14 protein-coding genes, 1 pseudogene and 1 other annotated feature are annotated in these 19,167 nt (G+C 52.9%); of the genes and pseudogenes, 6 read left to right on the forward strand and 9 right to left on the reverse strand.

Annotation, left to right across the window (positions count from 1 at the left end):
• Positions 1-17: 17 nt before the first annotated feature.
• From trpA to LCF41_RS10965, 5 genes and pseudogenes are all read right to left on the reverse strand, one after another.
• Positions 18-824 (reverse strand): tryptophan synthase subunit alpha, encoded by an 807-nt coding sequence (trpA, locus tag LCF41_RS10945; RefSeq protein WP_225088055.1) that lies wholly within the window; start codon positions 822-824, stop codon positions 18-20.
• Positions 824-2,017 carry a tryptophan synthase subunit beta gene (gene trpB / locus LCF41_RS10950; protein WP_225088150.1) on the reverse strand — a complete coding sequence of 398 codons (1,194 nt, stop codon included), beginning with the start codon at positions 2,015-2,017 and terminating at the stop codon, positions 824-826. The genes trpA and trpB overlap by 1 nt, the downstream gene beginning before the upstream one ends.
• Positions 2,018-2,030: 13 nt before the next feature.
• On the reverse strand, positions 2,031-3,398 hold the full coding sequence (gene trpCF / locus LCF41_RS10955) for a bifunctional indole-3-glycerol-phosphate synthase TrpC/phosphoribosylanthranilate isomerase TrpF (protein WP_225088056.1): 1,368 nt from the start codon (positions 3,396-3,398) through the stop codon (positions 2,031-2,033).
• A 7-nt stretch (positions 3,399-3,405) separates the two neighbouring features.
• Positions 3,406-5,060 (reverse strand): annotated as a pseudogene (gene trpD, locus LCF41_RS10960) (bifunctional anthranilate synthase glutamate amidotransferase component TrpG/anthranilate phosphoribosyltransferase TrpD).
• Positions 5,060-6,622, reverse strand: a complete 1,563-nt coding sequence (locus tag LCF41_RS10965; protein WP_225088057.1) for an anthranilate synthase component 1 — start codon at positions 6,620-6,622, stop codon at positions 5,060-5,062. Before LCF41_RS10965 ends, trpD begins: the two are co-directional and overlap by 1 nt.
• 32 nt (positions 6,623-6,654) lie before the next feature.
• Positions 6,655-6,759: a sequence feature (Trp leader region), on the reverse strand.
• A gap of 201 nt (positions 6,760-6,960) precedes the next feature.
• Between LCF41_RS10965 and rnm the strand changes: the two genes are divergently transcribed.
• From rnm to rluB, 3 genes are all read left to right on the forward strand, one after another.
• A complete protein-coding gene (gene rnm, locus LCF41_RS10970) occupies positions 6,961-7,863 on the forward strand; it encodes an RNase RNM (RefSeq protein ID WP_225088058.1) in 903 nt (300 codons plus the stop codon).
• Positions 7,864-7,987: 124 nt separating this feature from the next.
• Positions 7,988-8,608 carry an L-threonylcarbamoyladenylate synthase gene (locus tag LCF41_RS10975; protein ID WP_225088059.1) on the forward strand — a complete coding sequence of 207 codons (621 nt, stop codon included), beginning with the start codon at positions 7,988-7,990 and terminating at the stop codon, positions 8,606-8,608.
• A 197-nt stretch (positions 8,609-8,805) separates the two neighbouring features.
• Positions 8,806-9,690 carry a 23S rRNA pseudouridine(2605) synthase RluB gene (rluB, locus tag LCF41_RS10980; RefSeq protein WP_225088060.1) on the forward strand — a complete coding sequence of 295 codons (885 nt, stop codon included), beginning with the start codon at positions 8,806-8,808 and terminating at the stop codon, positions 9,688-9,690.
• 80 nt (positions 9,691-9,770) lie between these two features.
• Here rluB and cobO read toward each other — a convergent pair whose 3' ends face one another.
• Together cobO and LCF41_RS10990 are read right to left on the reverse strand one after the other, a co-directional pair.
• Entirely contained in the window at positions 9,771-10,361 is a 591-nt protein-coding gene (gene cobO / locus LCF41_RS10985; RefSeq protein WP_225088061.1) for a cob(I)yrinic acid a,c-diamide adenosyltransferase, read from the reverse strand.
• Positions 10,362-10,379: 18 nt separating this feature from the next.
• Entirely contained in the window at positions 10,380-11,141 is a 762-nt protein-coding gene (locus LCF41_RS10990; RefSeq protein WP_225088151.1) for a YciK family oxidoreductase, read from the reverse strand.
• Positions 11,142-11,502: 361 nt separating this feature from the next.
• Here LCF41_RS10990 and sohB point away from each other — a divergent pair, with 361 nt between their 5' ends.
• Positions 11,503-12,549 (forward strand): protease SohB, encoded by a 1,047-nt coding sequence (gene sohB, locus LCF41_RS10995; protein WP_225088062.1) that lies wholly within the window; start codon positions 11,503-11,505, stop codon positions 12,547-12,549.
• A gap of 75 nt (positions 12,550-12,624) precedes the next feature.
• On the opposite strand, the gene LCF41_RS11000 is transcribed toward sohB, so the two are convergent.
• A complete protein-coding gene (locus LCF41_RS11000; RefSeq protein WP_225088063.1) occupies positions 12,625-12,894 on the reverse strand; it encodes a YciN family protein in 270 nt (89 codons plus the stop codon).
• Between the two features lie 370 nt (positions 12,895-13,264).
• Here LCF41_RS11000 and topA point away from each other — a divergent pair, with 370 nt between their 5' ends.
• Complete coding sequence (gene topA / locus LCF41_RS11005) at positions 13,265-15,862, forward strand: type I DNA topoisomerase (RefSeq protein WP_225088064.1); 2,598 nt, start codon at positions 13,265-13,267, stop codon at positions 15,860-15,862.
• A 379-nt stretch (positions 15,863-16,241) separates the two neighbouring features.
• Positions 16,242-17,216 carry an HTH-type transcriptional regulator CysB gene (gene cysB / locus LCF41_RS11010; RefSeq protein ID WP_225088065.1) on the forward strand — a complete coding sequence of 325 codons (975 nt, stop codon included), beginning with the start codon at positions 16,242-16,244 and terminating at the stop codon, positions 17,214-17,216.
• Positions 17,217-17,325: 109 nt separating this feature from the next.
• Here cysB and dtpA read toward each other — a convergent pair whose 3' ends face one another.
• Positions 17,326-18,846: a dipeptide/tripeptide permease DtpA gene (dtpA, locus tag LCF41_RS11015; protein WP_225088066.1), complete on the reverse strand. Its 1,521-nt coding sequence runs from the start codon at positions 18,844-18,846 to the stop codon at positions 17,326-17,328.
• Between the last annotated feature and the right edge of the window lie 321 nt (positions 18,847-19,167).

Below are 19,167 nucleotides of genomic sequence, written 5' to 3' on the forward strand. Positions count from 1 at the left end.
CGCGCGCCTGAAAAGCGCTATGAACGCGTAGCGGCTTTCATTTCACTTACAAAGGTGTGTAACTCTGACAGCATGACGTCAGGCTGGTTCAGATTTTTTTCGATAATCCGCACGATCGCCGAGCCAGAAATGGCACCCGCTGCGCCTGATGCTAATGTTTCCCGCACTTGAGCCGGATCGGAAATGCCAAATCCTTGCAGCGGAGGAGCGGCATGATACTCGTTCAGTTTGGCTACCAAATGGTTCAGCGGCAGTTGGGCGCGTTTTTCTGTCCCGGTTACGCCCGCGCGTGACACTAAATAGGTGTAGCCACGGCCATAGGATGCGATCTCGCGCAATAACTCATCGTCGGCATTGGGCGGGCAGATAAAAATAGGGGCAATGGCATGCCGCAGCGCAGCCGTACGGAAAGGGGCGGATTCTTCTACCGGAACATCTGCGACTAACACCGAGTCAACACCAACCTGTGCGCAGCGCTGATAGAATTCATCAATACCGTTGCTGAAGACCAAATTGGCATACATCAGCAGGCCAATCGGGATTTCCGGGTATTTCTGGCGAATCGTCGCCAGCATTTCGAAGCACTGGCCGGGTGTGACGCCAGCGGCAAAGGCGCGCAGGTTGGCATCCTGAATGGTTGGACCATCCGCCAGCGGGTCAGAGAAGGGCACACCCAGCTCCAGCGCATCGGCACCCGCGGCAATGAGCGTATCGATAATTTTCAGGGATTGCTCGGGAGACGGATCGCCCAGCGTCACAAACGGAACGAATGCGCCTTCCTTTTTCTCCGACAGGCGAGTAAACAGTTGTTGATAACGCTCCATTACATTTCTCCCCGATCTTTCAAAATATCGTGCACGGTAAAGATGTCTTTATCACCACGGCCGGACAGGTTGACCACCAGCAGTTGCTCTTTCTCTGGCTCCGCTTTAATCATCTTCAACGCGTGCGCCAGCGCGTGGGAGGATTCCAGCGCGGGGATAATCCCTTCGCTGCGGCAGAGCGTTTTGAAGGCATCCAACGCTTCGTCATCGGTAATCGAGACATAGTCAGCGCGACCGATGCTGTTCAGGTAGGCGTGCTGCGGACCTACCGATGGGAAATCCAGCCCGGCGGAAATCGAGTAGGATTCTTCAATTTGTCCGTCGGACGTTTGCATCATCGGGGACTTCATGCCGAAATAGATACCGAGACGACCGTGTTTTAACGGTGCGCCGTGCTGCCCGGATTCAATGCCTAAACCGCCAGGCTCAATGCCGATCAGCCTGACACTGGTATCGTCGATGAAATCAGCAAACATCCCAATCGCGTTAGAGCCACCGCCGACGCAGGCCAATACCGCATCCGGCAAGCGACCTTCTTTTTCCAGAATCTGGGCTTTCGTCTCTTCGCCAATCATGCGTTGAAACTCGCGCACGATCGTCGGGTAAGGGTGCGGGCCTGCCGCCGTTCCCAGAAGATAGTGTGCGGTCTCATAGCTGCCAGACCAGTCACGCAACGCTTCGTTACAGGCATCTTTCAGCGTAGAAGAACCGCTGTGAACAGGAATGACTTCTGCCCCCATCAGGCGCATACGGAAGACGTTTGGTGACTGGCGCTCAACGTCCTTTGCTCCCATATAAACGCGGCATTTCAGGCCGAGAAGGGCGCAAGCCAGCGCTGTCGCGACACCGTGTTGGCCTGCACCGGTTTCAGCGATGATTTCGCTTTTACCCATGCGCTTCGCCAGCAATGCCTGTCCGAGTACCTGATTGGTTTTGTGCGCGCCGCCGTGTAGCAGGTCTTCGCGTTTCAGGTACAGCTTGGTTTTCGTCCCAGCAGTCAGGTTTTGACACAGGGTTAGCGCCGTTGGGCGACCCGCATAGTTTTTCAGCAGATCGGTAAATTCGGCTTGAAAGTCAGGATCTTTTTGTGCGCTGACGAAAGCCTCTTCCAGCTGGCGTAACGCTGGGATGAGAATCTGCGGAACAAATTGTCCGCCGAATTCACCGAAGTAAGGGTTGAGTAATGTCATAATGTTCCCGTCTATTTTAGTGTTGCGGCTGACGTAGCGTCGCAAAAACCGCAGCAATTTTCTGTGAGTCTTTTTTTCCCGGCTCGCTTTCGACCCCGGAATTAAAATCCAGCCCTGCGCAACCTTGCTGTGCTGCCAGCGCGCAGTTATCACTATTCAGGCCGCCGGCCAATAGCACGTTATCCAATGATTGGTTTGCCAGCAGCGACCAGTTGAAGGTTTTCCCGCTGCCGCCCTGACCGTTGTCGAACACGTAGCGATCGACATGGACGAGATCGCGCGCTGGCAGCGTATCTGCGATGCTCAGTGCTTTCCAAATCTGGCAAGCCGCAGGTAATTGCTGACGTAGCTGGTTGATCGTCTGTTGATCCTCATCACCGTGCAGTTGAACGGCCGCTAACCCTAACTGCGTCGTGATAGCAACAATGTGTTCGACGGGCGCATTGCGGAAAACACCGACATAGCGCAGTGGAGCGCCAGTCATCACGTCAGTGGCTTGTTTGGCATCAACGTAGCGTGGGGAACTGGCGACGAAGATTAAACCGCCGTAGAGCGCACCTGCTTGATAGGCGGCCTGTGCATCTTCTGCGCGCGTCAGGCCGCAGACCTTGTTTTCTCCCAAAATAACGCGGCGTACCGCGCCGTTCAGATCCGGCTCGGACATTAGCGAACTGCCGATCAGGAATCCCTGAGCAAAAGCGCTGAGTTCACGAATCTGCGCATGGCGATTGATGCCGGATTCACTGATTACGGTGACGCCAGCAGGCAGACGCGGGGCGAGCGTTCGGGTGCGATTGAGATCAATGGAGAGGTCGCGCAGGTCGCGGTTGTTGATCCCGACGACGCGCGCTTCCAATTGAATGGCCCGCTGTAACTCTTCTTCATTACTGACTTCCGTCAACACGCCTAGCTTCAGGCTGTGCGCCACGTCGGCCAGTTGCTGGTATTGCTCGTTGTCCAGCACAGACAGCATCAGCAGGATGGCATCGGCCTGATAGTAGCGAGCCAGATAGATCTGGTAAGGCGAAATAATAAAGTCTTTGCACAATACCGGCTGGTGCACCGCCGCACTGACTTGAGGCAGAAAGGCAAAGTCGCCCTGAAAATATTTCTCGTCGGTCAAAACAGAAATAGCGGACGCGTAATCTTTATAGACCTGGGCAATGGCTACCGGGTCGAAATCGTCGCGAATCAATCCTTTTGACGGTGACGCTTTTTTGCATTCCAGAATAAACGCGGGCTTATCCTGTTTCAGTGCCTGATAAAAGTCACGCTGACTGGGCACGATTTCATGCTGAAAAGAGGCCAATGGCTGTGCTTTTTCTCTCTCGGCAACCCAGAGCGCCTTATCGCGCACAATTTTATGTAATACGGTTTCCTGCATGGTTCCATTATCCTCTGGCGGACAGGGCGATAACGCGCTGATAAGCCTGTCCACTATGAATGACTTCAAGCGCCTGTTGCGCATTTTGGCGCAAATTTTCTTGTCCGAATAATCTCAGGAGCAACGCAACATTGGCGGCAACCGCAGCAGCGTGCGCGCGTTCACCTTTACCTTGTAGCAGTGACGCGAGAATGTCACGGTTTTCTTCTGGCGTACCGCCTTGTAAAGCGGACAGCGGATACGCATCCAGACCAAAATCGCGGTGCGTCAGTTCGTAGGTTTCAATCTCGCCATTGTGTAATTCGGCAACCTGTGTTGGTGCATGAATGGCGACTTCATCCATCCCGCCACCGTGTACGACAGCGGCACGCTGGTAGCCCAGCACTTTCAGCGTTTCGGCGATAGGGCGAACCAACTCCGGGCTATACACGCCAATCAGCGCCAATGGCGGACGAGCAGGGTTAACCAACGGCCCCAACACGTTGAAGACCGTGCGGGTTTTCAACTGCTGACGCACTGGCATCGCATGGCGGAAACCCAGATGATATTGCGGAGCAAACAGGAAACACACCCCCAGGTCGTCCAGCGCCTGGCGTGAATCCTGCGCGCTCATATCCAGCTTAATACCGAAAGCAGAGAGCAAGTCGGAGGAACCGGAGCGACTGGATACGCTGCGGTTGCCGTGCTTGGCGATTTTCAGGCCGCAACTGGCGGCGACGAAAGCGCTGGCAGTTGAAATGTTAATGCTGTTGGTACCGTCACCGCCTGTGCCGACGATGTCGGCAAATAAATAGTCAGGGCGGGGGAAAGGTTGCGCATCGGCCAGTAAGGCCGTGGCGGCACCGGCGATCTCGTCGGGATGCTCGCCGCGCACTTTCATGCTAATCAACGCCGCTGCCAGTTGGCTGGCTTCCAGCTCACCGCGAATAATGGCACCAAACAGCGCCTGACTTTCCTGACGGCTGATGTTGTCCGCGCGGTATAATTTTTCCAAGATAGTTTGCATGGTGGCGACATCCTGATCAGAAAACGGTTGTTCAGAAAATGGGCGTGTAGAAGACAGTTGCATCATCGTATCCCTCGTTAAGCCAGCGCCCAGTCCAACGTTTGTTCCAGCAGTCGTGCACCGTGCGTGGTCAGGATTGACTCCGGATGGAATTGGAAACCGCAGACGCGGTCGGCGTCGTTACGCACGGCCATCACCATCGTGTTGAAGTGCGCGTTGACGGTCAGCGTAGAAGGAATACGGCTGCCGACCAGCGAGTGGTAGCGAGCGACCGGTAACGGGTGCGGCAAACCGCTAAACATACCGCTGGCATCGTGGTCGATGGCCGACGCTTTGCCGTGCAGGATTTCACCTGCCTGACCAACATGGCCGCCATAGGCTTCCACAATGGCCTGATGGCCGAGGCAAATACCAATAATCGGCAACTGACCGCGCAGACGTTGCAGCAGTTCCGGCATGCAGCCTGCTTCGGCTGGGGTACCGGGGCCGGGGGAAAGCATAAGAATCGGTTTTTCCATTTGCTGTAACCGCGCGATGATGACATCGGCAGGCAGATGGTTGCGGTAAATCACGACCTGATGACCGCTGGCACGCAGCTGATCCACCAGGTTGTAGGTGAATGAGTCGATATTATCGAGCAGCAGAATGTCGGCCATCAGAAGATCTCCTTTGCATGGTGCGCGCTGGCAATCGCGCGCAGTACGGCCCGCGCTTTATTACGCGTTTCGTCGGCTTCAGCCTGAGGGTTGGAATCCAGCACCACGCCTGCACCTGCCTGAACGGTGGCAATGCCGTCTTCGACATAGGCGGAGCGAATAACGATGCAGGTATCCAGATCGCCGTGTGCAGTGAAGTAACCCACTGCGCCGCCGTAGCTGCCGCGACGGGTTTTCTCACTTTCGGCAATCAACTGCATTGCCCGAACTTTCGGTGCACCGCTCAACGTGCCCATATTCATGCAGGCGCGGTAGGCGTGCAGCACATCCAGATCTTCACGTAATGTTCCCACCACACGAGAAACCAGATGCATTACAAAGGAATAACGGTCAACTTTGGTCAAGTCAGCAACGTAACGGCTGCCCGGCTGGCAGATGCGCGCCAGATCGTTACGGGCTAAATCCACCAACATCAGATGTTCTGCCAGCTCTTTATGGTCGGTACGCATTTCCAGCTCAATACGGCTATCGAGGTCGCGATCCAATGAGCCATCGGCGCGACGACCGCGCGGACGGGTGCCGGCAATCGGGTAGATTTCGATTTGGCGACTGTCGGCATCGTATTTCAGCGAGCTTTCCGGCGAGGCGCCGAACAGCGTGAAATCCTGATCCTGCATGTAAAACATGTAAGGGCTGGGGTTATTGTCTTTCAGCGTTTGGTAAGCTGCCAGGGGGGAAGGGCACGGCAGAGAGAAACGGCGCGACGGCACGACCTGAAAAATTTCACCGATGCGGATGGCTTCCTGCATTTGGCTGACAACCTCGCCGAAGGCTTCATCGCTCTGATTGCAGCTCAGCGTCATCGTCTCGATAGACTGGCGCGGCAGCGCGGGTGCGGGCTGAGTCAGCTGGAATTGCAGCTGTTCCAGACGCTGTTGCAGACGCTGCTTTTCGCTGTGGTTTGGCGTAAACAGGCTGGCTTGCAGTGAGGTCACGCGTTTTTGGTGATCGAGTACCAGCAGTGTTTCTGCCAGATAGAAACAAAAGTCCGGGCAGCGTTGTTGCTGGCTCAGCGCGGGTAACGCTTCGAATCCAGCCACCAGATCGTAAGCGAACAGGCCACCGAGGAACATCGCTTCACGTTCGTCTGCCGGGCAGGCAACCAGCGTCAAAATCTGGCGTAAAGCATCAAAGACCGACAGCGAACGCAGACGAGCGTCTTCATCCTGCATGACGTCTGCTTGTGGGAAGGTGAGTTCACGACCGTTCGGACGCGGCTGATTAATAATCTCTGCCGGCAGTGCGGCATCCAAAAGCGGCAGGAGGCTGGCGCCGTTTGCCGTTAATGCCTGAATGGAAACGAGTGGGCCCAGTGCCGTGATACGCAGCGCGCTATCAACGATTAACAGGCTTTTCAGGTTTTCCTTGCTGTCGATTTCAGCTGACTCTAACAGCAACGTGGCAGGTCTGGCACCGCAGAGCTGATGGAAGATGGCGCTAGGGTCGTTACGGTAAACGGCCTCGGTACGCAGCAGTTCCAGTGTAGGTTGTGTTGTTTGCATTCTTGCTACCCGTTTTAATGTTGTGCCCATCAAATAAAAAGCCCGCTGAGTTAAGCGGGCCTGGGAATATCTGCATGTGTGATAACAGCGATGCGTGATTAGTCCACCCGCGAGAGGGAAGAGCGCCACCAACCATGCTTCATCATTTTCTGCGTTACCATTATCATCATCTCGCGGTTTGGGTTCGAATTACTGCACTGAGCTTGCGTACTAGTTAACTGGTTCGGTGATAAAATGTCAACACCTTCAATAGGATTATTTTATTACTCAGTAAACGGTGGACATTACCATTTGCTTCCTATTAATGGCATCATGCGACTTTCGTATGATTTTTGTTAATGGATAGGCTTGTGCCAGAAGATTCCCAACCGATATCGTCATTCCCACTTTACGATCTGCATAGCCACACCACGGCATCTGATGGCGTTTTAACGCCAACAGCGCTTGTTCAGCGGGCGGTAGACATGCGGGTGAGCGTGCTGGCTATAACCGATCACGACACGACCAGCGGGCTTGAAGAGGCACAGCACGCGATTGCCCAGCAGGGGTTACCGCTGAGACTGATTCCCGGCGTGGAGATTTCCACCCTGTGGGAAAATCATGAGATCCATATCGTCGGACTCGGAATGGATATTGCGCATCCGGCGTTAACCGCGTTGCTGCAACAGCAGGCGGAATGTCGGCAGAACCGGGCGGAGCAAATTGCGGTTCGGCTGGAAAAAGCCCGCATTCCCGATGCGCTGTCCGGCGCACAGCGTCTGGCGACGGGAGGACAGATTACGCGGGCGCACTTTGCGCGTTATCTCATTGAGCTGGGTATTGCGGCCAATATGAATCAGGTGTTTAAAAAATACCTGGCGAAAGGTAAAACGGGTTACGTGCCGCCGCAGTGGTGCACCATCCCGCAGGCTCTCGACGCGATTCATCAATCCGGCGGCGTGTCGGTGCTGGCGCATCCGGGGCGCTATGATCTGACGGCCAAGTGGCTAAAGCGCCTGCTCGCCACGTTTGCGGAAAACGGCGGGATGGCGATGGAAGTGGCGCAATGCCAACAGGCACCGGATGAACGGACGCAACTGGGGCGCTATGCGCGAGATTTCAACCTGATGGCATCACAAGGATCGGATTTCCACCTGCCGTGTGCCTGGATCGAACTGGGTCGCAAGCTGTGGCTGCCTGCCGATGTCGAGCCAGTCTGGCACCATCCGTTACTGGCAGATTCGCCGCGTATCATGGCGTAATGCCATCGCGAACCTATGAAATAACAATCTTTTACCTCCGACACGTTCTATAATAACCCTATTGCACGATGACGCGGGTTGAAATGTGCAACGCCGCGAAATGTCAGACGTATGAGGTAGGGTCATGAGTCAGTTTTTCTATATTCACCCGCAGAACCCGCAGCCGCGATTGATCAACCAATCGGTGGAATTTCTGCATAAAGGCGGAGTGATTGTTTATCCAACGGATTCCGGTTATGCGTTGGGCTGCATGCTGGGTGAAAAGAGTGCGCTGGAACGTATCTGTCGGATTCGCGATCTCGGTAGCGATCATAACTTTACGCTAATGTGCCGCGATCTGTCCGAACTCTCGACGTATGCCCACGTTGATAACACGGCGTTCCGGTTGATTAAAAATAATACGCCAGGCAATTACACCTTTATTCTGAAAGCGACGAAAGAGGTTCCCCGTCGCTTAATGAATGAAAAACGTAAAACTATCGGCCTGCGCGTGCCGTCCAATCCTATCGCGCTGGAACTGCTGGCCGCGTTGAATGAACCCTTGATGTCGACAACGCTGATGCTGCCGGGAAATGATTTCGCCGAGTCCGATCCCGAAGAAATTCAGGAAAGATTGGGAAAACAGGTGGATTTGATTATTCACGGTGGCTCGCTGGGTCAACAGCCGACAACGGTTATCGACCTGACTGAATCCGCACCGCGCGTTGCCCGCGAAGGCACTGGCGATGTCACGCCATTCTTATAGAAGACGCTGCGACAGGTTGTAACAATGGGAATACAAATGGCGCGAAGATCGGTATAATCGCGCCAGCATTGAATACGATGAACGATTTTTACGTACACACTATTTTTACGTACATTCAATTTTTACGTAACGGCTGAATTTTATCAGCAGTTATGACTCCCCCCGACGCCTGGGAAGGCGACACTAGAGGTTGCTCAATGAGCGAAAAGTTACAAAAAGTTCTGGCGCGCGCCGGACATGGCTCACGCCGCGAAATTGAAGGTATCATTCAGGCTGGACGCGTCAGCGTTGACGGTAAGGTTGCTACACTGGGCGACCGCGTTGAAGTGACGAAAGCCACCAAAATCCGTATTGATGGCCATGTGGTTACCGTTAAGGAAACCGAAGAAACTGTGTGCCGCGTCTTGGTGTACTACAAACCGGAAGGTGAACTGTGCACCCGTAACGATCCTGATGGGCGTCCGACGGTGTTTGACCGCCTGCCGAGAATTCAGGGCTCTCGTTGGGTCGCGGTAGGGCGTCTCGACGTGAATACCTCCGGCCTGCTGCTGTTCACGACCGACGGTGAGTTAGCCAACCGCCTGATGCACCCAAGCCGCGAGGTTGAACGTGAATACGCCGTGCGGGTCTTCGGCGAAATTGATGACGAAAAGATCAAGCAACTGAGCAAAGGCGTACAGTTGGAAGACGGCCCGGCGTCGTTCCGTACTATCCGCTATCAGGGTGGCGAAGGTCTGAACCAGTGGTATAACGTCACGCTGACGGAAGGGCGCAACCGTGAAGTTCGCCGCCTGTGGGAAGCGGTTGGCGTGCAGGTTAGCCGCCTGATTCGCGTGCGCTACGGCGATATTACGCTGCCGAAAGGTCTGCCGCGCGGTGGCTGGGCTGAGATGCCTCTGGAACAGCTGAATTATCTGCGTGAGCTGGTGCAGCTTCCGGCTGAGACGGTATCGAAACTGCCGGTTGAACGTGAACGCCGTCGGGTGAAAGCGAACCAGATCCGTCGTGCAGTAAAACGCCACAGCCAGATTAGTACCGCTCCGGCACGTCGTACGTCGCCAAAGCCGAAGCGCAACGGCTAATCGTATTAGCCCCATGCCTCACGGGCAGCTTTCGCTGCCCGTTTTCATTTCGCTACATTTCTTTTCTCGTGATAGTGGCTTTACCAGTCAATCCCCTGCTGTGCCTGAATCCCGCTATCAAACGCATGTTTTACCGGGCGCATTTCCGTCACGGTATCGGCCATTTCCAGTAAGTCACGATGACAGCCGCGGCCAGTAATGATGACCGTCTGTCCGGCAGGACGCTGCTTCAATGCAGTGACAACGTCACTTAAATCCAGATAATCATAGCTAAGCATATACGTCAGTTCGTCCAACACGACGAGATCGAGTTGTGAATCGGCCAGCATTCGTTTGCCATGTTGCCAGACACGCTGTGCGGCTTCCGTATCTGTCTGGCGGTTCTGCGTCTCCCAGGTGAAGCCTGTCGCCATGACCTGAAATTCCACACCGTGCTGTTGCAGCAGGTTCTTCTCACCGTTTGGCCATTCGCCTTTGATAAACTGGATCACGCCCGCGCGTAATCCGTGACCTATTGCCCGCGTGACGGTGCCGAATGCGGCTGTCGTCTTGCCTTTCCCATTGCCAGTGAAAACGATCAGGATACCGCGCGTTTCATTCGCGGCGGCAATACGGGCGTCGACCTTTTCTTTCAGTCGCTGCTGACGCTGCTGGTGGCGTTCATCGCTCATCGTGCGTGTTCTTCTCTATTATTCGGCTGGACCGGCTTTTCTGCCTGGCTGTGCGTCAAAACTCATCCCCGTCTTGCGGCGGCTGTCATCGCCCATCAGGTAGAGATACAACGGCATAATATCTGCTGGTGTTTTCAGTCTCATCGGATCTTCGCTGGGGAACGCCGATGCACGCATTGCCGTACGCGTTCCGCCGGGATTGATACAGTTCACGCGTAGATTTTGTGAACGGTATTCTTCTGCCAGTACCTGCATCAGGCCTTCTGTCGCAAATTTGGATACGGAGTAGGCTCCCCAGCCAGCGCGGCCTTCGCGGCCTACGCTGGAACTGGTGAAAACCAGAGACGCGCAAGGTGATTTCAGTAACAGAGGCAGCAGTGCCTGTGTCAGCATAAAGGTGGCGTTGACGTTGACCTGCATTACCTGATGCCAGATCTCTGGCGTTTGCTCTGTGACAGGCGCGATCTCCCCGAGCAGTCCGGCGTTGTGGAGAACACCGTCCAGATGTGGCACAACCTGCGCCAGTTCGTCAGCCAGTTGAAAGCACTGCGCGGAAGATAGGGTGAGCATATCGCAGACGACCACGTGTGCTGATGTACCGTGTTCCTGCTCGATCTGCTGTTTAACCACCTGAAGTTTGCTTTCTGTGCGCCCCAACAAGATGACATGTGCGCCGTAACGGGCATAGGTCAGGGCGGCTTCCCGGCCTATGCCGTCGCCAGCGCCGGTCACCAGAATGATGCGGTTTTGCAGTAAATCGATTTTAGGCTGGTAATGCACAATGAATTCCTCTTGTCGTGGCACAAAACCGCCACGCTTCAGATAATAGACCTGCCATCGTGTATCGGCACGGCGAAGCCAACTGTGTCGGGCTGCGCCGCTCGGAACGCCAGATGACGGCGCATTCGGCAGGATGAATGGGGGTGTTATGCCTCAAATGTCGACCGTTTTCAATGAGACTGCCTCTATTTCTCCCTGTGCTGTTGTAAAAAGCAGCAATAGGCATAAAAAACGCAGGAATAACATCGCCATATTGCGTGCCATCAGTTAGGTTATAAGAAGGGAATGGCGCACGACGTCAACGCCATGGTTGGTGAGTAAACCAACATTAATTAATACGCAGTCAATGAGGACGGTGTTTGTGGAATTACTTTCTCTGTACGGTTTATTCCTGGCTAAGGTACTCACTATCGTGGTGGCTATTGGTGCGTTAGTCGTTCTGGCATTCGGGATGACGCAACGTAAGCGCCAGCATAAAGGTGAGTTGCAGGTCATGAACCTGGGCGAGCAATATCAGGAAATGCAACGCGAAATGCAGACGGCCTGTATGAGCGACACCGAACGGAAGCTGTTATCGAAACAAGAAAAGAAGAAAGATAAAGAAACGGCGAAGCAAGATAAGCAGCGCGCCAAACGTGGCGAGGAAAAAAGTGTAAAACCGTGCCTGTACGTGCTTGATTTCAACGGCAGTATGGATGCCGGTGAAGTGAGCTCATTGCGAGAAGAGATCTCTGCTGTGCTGGCTGTCGCGAAGCCGAAAGATGAAGTGCTGTTACGCCTCGAAAGCCCTGGCGGTGTGGTGCATGGCTATGGGCTGGCGGCCTCGCAATTACAACGTTTACGCCAGGGCGGAGTGCGCTTGACCGTCGCTGTGGATAAAGTGGCCGCCAGCGGTGGCTATATGATGGCCTGTGTGGCTGACCGCATCGTCGCTGCTCCGTTTGCGATTGTGGGATCTATTGGCGTCGTCGCGCAGATTCCCAATTTCCATCGTTTGCTGAAGAACAAAGACATTGATGTTGAGCTGCACACCGCCGGTGAATTCAAGCGTACGTTGACGCTGTTTGGTGAAAATACCGAGCAAGGCCGTGAGAAATTCCGCGAAGACCTGAATGTCACGCATACGCTGTTTAAGGATTTTGTCCAGCAGATGCGCCCCTCGTTGGATATTGATGCGGTGGCGACGGGAGAGCATTGGTTTGGCACGCAGGCGAAAGATCTGGGGTTGATTGACGCCATCGGTACCAGTGACGACCTACTGATTGCTGAAATGGCTAGCCATGAAGTGTTAAGCGTTCGCTACACGCGTCGTAAACGCCTGCTGGATCGTCTGACGGGCAGCGCAGGCGATACCGCAGAACGACTGATGCTGCGTTGGTGGCAACGGGGTTCAAAGCCTCTGCTGTAATCGCTCAGCGTAGTGGTTTGAACAAATCAAATGCCCGCGAATGTGCGGGCATTTGCATTTAATCCATCATGCTATTTAATCGATCAGGTCATATTTCTCGGACAAAACATGCGCAAGATGCTTGAACATGTTAAATACCGCGGTGCTTTTTAAGGTTGGCATTCCATTCTCATCGAGAAAAAACTCACCGCGAAAAACCAGCACGCCGTTTTTTTGTTCTACGCTATCTGCGACCATGCCATGCAAATAATCATCGTGCTGTTTAATGATGTCATTGGCTTCAACTAATAAGCTCTGGCGGTCGATAGGACGCTTTTCTTCGTTAACCTGATATTCAGATGACATGATTTTTACTCCTGTACTCACCCTTGAAAAAAGGGTGTATCGCATTATATCAGCAATATTGTTTCGAAAATCAATGCAGCGATTTCACCCCTCAATCGGGTTATTTCAAAAACTGCATAAAAAGAGAGGGTACTGCGATACGGTTTCAGCGTAAAGCGTAGATTATGATGCAAATGGGCTACATTTTAGGGGCTTACCTGCCGATATTCAGTGTGGCAGGATGCGGATAAAACCGGATTTCCACGCTAATTAGGTTGCGTGACAGCATTTATCAGGTAGAGTGTGGGATTTTGCGCAGTCAGTAGAATCCGCATCTGGATGCCCCGAAAAATATCTGATTTTCAGAAGAATTCAGCAGGTAATAGTACATATGGGTAAAGCTCTCGTTATCGTCGAGTCCCCGGCAAAAGCCAAAACGATCAACAAGTATTTAGGCAATGACTACGTGGTGAAATCCAGCGTCGGTCATGTACGCGATTTGCCGACGAGTGGCTCAGTCAGTAAAAAGAGCGCGGACTCAACGAAAGATAAAACGAAAAAGAAAGTCAAAAAGGATGAAAAATCCGCGCTGGTTAATCGTATGGGCGTCGACCCTTATCATGGCTGGAAAGCCAACTACGAAATACTGCCGGGTAAGGAGAAGGTCGTCTCCGAATTAAAAACGCTGGCGGAAAATGCCGACCACATCTATCTCGCAACCGACCTTGACCGCGAAGGGGAAGCCATTGCCTGGCACCTGCGGGAAATCATTGGTGGTGAAGATGAGCGTTTCAGCCGCGTGGTGTTTAATGAAATCACGAAAAACGCCATTACGCAGGCATTTGAAAAACCAGACACGTTGAATATTGACCGCGTTAATGCGCAGCAGGCGCGTCGGTTTATGGATCGCGTGGTGGGTTACATGGTATCCCCGCTACTGTGGAAAAAAATCGCCCGCGGCTTGTCCGCTGGCCGCGTGCAGTCGGTTGCGGTGCGCCTGATTGTCGATCGCGAACGCGAAATCAAAGCATTCGTGCCGGAAGAATATTGGGAATTGCACGCCGATTTGCTGGCAAACAGCGATGTTCAACTGCAAATGCAGGTGACGCACCACAACGGCAAACCGTTTAAACCCGTCAATAAAGCGCAAACGCAGGCGGCGGTTAGCTTGCTTGAAAACGCTCGCTATAAGGTGGCCGATCGTGAAGATAAGCCAACCAGCAGTAAACCGGGCGCGCCGTTCATCACCTCTACGCTGCAACAGGCTGCCAGTACACGTCTTGGTTTTGGCGTGAAAAAAACCATGATGATGGCACAGCGTCTGTATGAGGCGGGCTACATTACTTACATGCGTACCGACTCAACGAACCTCAGTCAGGATGCCTTGACGATGGTACGTGGCTATATTGGCGACGAGTTCGGCAAACGCTATCTGCCTGAATCAGCGAACCTTTACAGCAGCAAAGAAAACTCTCAGGAAGCGCACGAAGCGATTCGTCCTTCCGATGTTGGCGTGCTGGCCGACAGCCTGAAAGATATGGAAGTCGATGCACAGAAGCTGTATCAGCTGATCTGGCGTCAGTTCGTCGCTTGCCAAATGACGCCTGCGCAATACGATTCCACTACGTTAATCGTGGAAGCCGCAGATTATCAACTGCGTGCGAAAGGCCGTACGCTGCGTTTCGATGGCTGGACGAAAGTCATGCCTGCGCTGCGTAAAAATGATGAAGACCGCACGCTGCCAACCGTGGCGGTGGGCGAGGCGTTGACGCTGCAGAAGTTGCTGCCAGGTCAACACTTCACTAAGCCACCAGCACGTTACAGCGATGCCTCACTGGTTAAAGAGCTGGAAAAGCGTGGCATTGGCCGTCCATCTACCTACGCATCTATTATTTCGACCATTCAGGATCGCGGTTACGTTCGTGTAGAGAACCGCCGTTTCTACGCCGAGAAGATGGGCGAAATCGTTACCGATCGATTGGAAGAAAACTTCCGCGAATTGATGAATTACGATTTCACCGCGCGGATGGAAAGTCGTCTCGATCAGGTCGCTAATAATCAGGCGGAATGGAAAGCGGTGCTGGATGAGTTCTTCAATGAATTCAGCCAGCAGTTGGAAAAGGCGGAACAGGATCCGGAAGAAGGCGGCATGCGCCCTAATGCGATGGTGTTGACCAGCATTGACTGCCCAACCTGTTCCCGTCAAATGGGGATTCGTACTGCCAGCACTGGTGTGTTCCTGGGCTGTTCCGGCTACGCTTTGTCGCCGAAAGAGCGCTGCAAGACCACGATCAACCTGATCCCAGAAAACGAAGTGCTGAACGTGTTGGAAGGTGATGATGCTGAAACCAACGCGCTGCGCGCTCGTCGCCGCTGTGAAAAATGTGGTACGGCGATGGACAGCTACCTGATTGATAATCAGCGCAAGCTGCACGTTTGTGGCAACAACCCAGCTTGTGACGGGTATGAGATCGAAACCGGCGAGTTCCGCATCAAAGGCTATGACGGCCCGATTGTTGAGTGCGAGAAGTGTGGTTCAGAAATGCATCTCAAAATGGGACGTTTCGGGAAATACATGGCGTGTACCAACGAGAGCTGTGGAAATACGCGTAAGATCCTGCGCAATGGTGAGGTGGCACCACCGAAGGAAGATCCGGTGCCGCTGCCTGAGCTGCCTTGTGAGAAGTCCGATGCTTATTTCGTCCTGCGTGACGGCGCGGCAGGTGTTTTCCTTGCAGCGAATACGTTCCCTAAATCTCGTGAGACGCGAGCACCACTGGTAGAAGAACTGGTGCGCTTCAAAGATCGCTTGCCGGAAAAACTGCGCTATTTGGCGGAAGCGCCAGCGGTTGATAAAGACGGCAATAAGACGCAGGTGCGTTTCAGCCGTAAGACTAAGCAGCAATATGTCTCGTCAGAAAAAGATGGCAAGGCAACAGGCTGGTCAGCGTTTTACATTGATGGCAAATGGGTTGAAGGGAAGAAGTAACTCTTTTCTGTTACCCAGCGTGTAACCGAGTTATGCGTGATAAATCGCGACATCAAGCCAGCCGCAAGGCTGGCTTTTTCGATCGCAGAAAATCTCCAGATAAAACAAATGTATGAAGATTGTCCTGCAGTAGCATGAGGATTGTTGATCCGTGATAGAGAATCATGCGGTTTACCTCGGTGATAATCGCACGCACTGCGTTCTTTATCGTTTCGCCATGTAAAAATGGTTATATAAAAATAATTTTTATGATTAAATGACATTAATTGATGGAAATATGCGCCAGATGGTTAAGGCGTAGTCAAGGTCAATAAAACGGAACGTCGCCAGAACGTCGTGAGATGCCACGCGCACACTTCAATTGGGAATGGGATAAATTATGAAACTACAACAGCTTCGTTATATTGTTGAAGTTGTTAATCACAACCTGAATGTATCTTCTACTGCAGAAGGGTTGTACACCTCCCAGCCGGGGATCAGTAAACAGGTCCGTATGCTGGAGGATGAGTTGGGCATTCAGATTTTTGCCCGTAGTGGAAAACACCTGACGCAGGTGACACCAGCCGGACAGGAAGTCATCCGCATTGCACGTGAAGTGTTGTCGAAAGTCGATGCCATCAAAGCGGTTGCCGGAGAGCATACTTATCCCGATAAAGGATCGCTGTACGTGGCGACTACACACACGCAGGCTCGCTATGCGCTGCCTGGCGTCATCAAAGGCTTCATCGATCGCTATCCTCGCGTGTCGCTGCATATGCATCAGGGCTCGCCGACGCAGATTGCTGAGGCCGTTGCGAAAGGAACTGCGGATTTTGCTATTGCGACCGAAGCGCTCCACCTGTACGACGATCTGATCATGCTGCCGTGCTACCACTGGAACCGCGCGGTGGTAGTAAAACCCGATCACCCGCTGGCTTCCAAAACCGACATCTCTATTGAAGAATTGGCCGCTTATCCCATCGTTACCTATACCTTTGGTTTTACGGGGCGTTCCGAGCTGGATACCGCGTTTAACCGTGCGGGGCTGACGCCGCGTATTGTCTTTACCGCCACGGATGCCGATGTGATTAAAACCTACGTCCGTTTAGGGCTGGGGGTGGGGGTTATTGCCAATATGGCGGTTGATCCGCAAACGGAAACCGATCTGGTGACCATCAACGCGAACAGTATTTTCAGCTACAGTACAACGAAAATCGGCTTCCGCCGCAGCACGTTCCTGCGTAGCTACATGTACGATTTCATCCAGCGTTTTGCGCCGCATTTAACGCGTGATGTCGTCGATACGGCCGTTGCGCTGCGTTCAAATGATGAAATAGAAGCGATGTTCAAGGACGTCACGCTACCTGTGAAATAAACGTCATTCAGAACGGATCACCAACGTAAAAAAGCCAGACAGGGTCTGGCTTTTTATCATTCAAACGCTTCACGCCTCATACATCGGCGTGAGAGGTTCAGGCTGGCTATCAGGCGGATGCTGTTGTCGTAGCGGCGTCCGCAGGAACATCAGTGGCGACATCTTGCGTCATACGCGTCAGTTTCGGCGCGGTCAGCAGCATCATAACGGCGATGATGCCTGTTACGATGCCAATCTGCAGGAAGACATTGCTGTAAACCTCAAGGGACACGTGTGGGTCTACGACGTTCTCAGGCACGGCCATCATGTTAGCGACGTAGCCCGCGATAATTGCGGCACCAGCCGATGTCAGGAACCAGGCACCCATGATGAAACCCATCAGACGCTGTGGCACCAGTTGCGCGACCATCGCCAGACCCAGACCGGAAATCATTAATTCCCCGATACTTTGCAGGCCATAGCAGAGGATCAGCCAGTTGACGGACACGATACCCTGTTCGTTTGCCATGCTGGCGCCCCACGGCAGCACCAGGAACGCACCGGAACACAGCACCATACCCATCGCAAACTTGTGCGCCATCGGCAGTTGATCGCCCATTTTGTTATAAACCGCAGCCAGAATCGGGCTGGCAACCATGATCCAGAACGGGTTGAGTGCCTGATACTGCTCCGGCTCAAAGGAAAAACCTAAAATGGCGTGCTCAACGTTGCGAATCGCAAAGAAGTTCAGTGAGGTTGGCATCTGGTTGTACAACACAAAGAAGACGACAGCTTCCAGCATCAGCAGCAGCGCGACGATCATTTTCCGACGTTCTGCACCGCTTACCGCCAGCATTTCTTTAATGAAGATGGCGACAACGGCGACTGAAATAATGGTCAGAATCCAACGAGCAACGCTCTGATTGTGCAGTAGCCAGGTGGAAAGTGCGACCAGCACCACGATACCCGCGAGAGTAATGACAAGTTTCTTCAAATTGATCGGTTCGAAATCTGGCTGAGAACCTTGTGTACTGACCCACTTACGGCAGAACATGAAGTTGACCAGCGTCAGAATCATCCCGACTACGCTCAGGGAGAAGGCGACGCTCCAGCCATAGTGTGCGGCCAGTACCGGTGTCGCCAGCATAGAGAAGAAGGAACCGATGTTCACCGACATGTAGTACATGGTGAAGGCGCCATCCAGACATGGATCGTCCTTCGCATAGCAGGTCGACAGCAGGGCCGACGGGTTGGCTTTAAACAAACCGTTACCGACGGCAATGGTTGCCATACCGATATAAACCCACGCCACACTGTGGCCGGAATAGGCAATCATGGTGTAACCAAGCGCCAGCACGATAGCACCCAGAACGATCACGCGTTTGGTGCCGAGGACTTTATCACCCAGCCAGCCGCCAATAGCGACAAAACCGTATACCAGCGCGCTGAACGAGGAGAAGAGGGTGATGGAGTCGGTTTCGGACATGCCTAGCATTTTGACCAGATAAACGGCCATGATGCCTTGCAGGCCGTAGTAACCAAAACGCTCCCACAGCTCAATACTAAAGATGAGATAAAACGCTTTTGGTTGTTTGAACGCGTTCATGCTGACGCTTTCGGTGGATTCGCTGTTGTTGTTTGCTGTTGACACAAAGACCTCTGATTTTACATATCTCGTTTTTTTAACGAGAAAATAACAAGAGTGAGGCAGTGAAACTGCAACCTCTTTTCATTGTTATGGGGAGGAAAAACGGCGTTATATTGACGTTATTTTACGGACAGACAAGCTATTTGACATGTTTTGTTACAAGTGGATTTGATTGCCGGATAAAACTATAAATCAAATTTTATGCAGAGTTTAATTTCATATCTTGCTTTCACATCAAATGATTATCTTGGTTTGTCGTATTTGTTTTTTTAAAAAGGGATATAATCTGCCTTTTAGTTTAAATCAAGTTTATATAATTAACTA

Source organism: Pectobacterium colocasium (assembly GCF_020181655.1).
Lineage (GTDB): Bacteria > Pseudomonadota > Gammaproteobacteria > Enterobacterales > Enterobacteriaceae > Pectobacterium > Pectobacterium colocasium.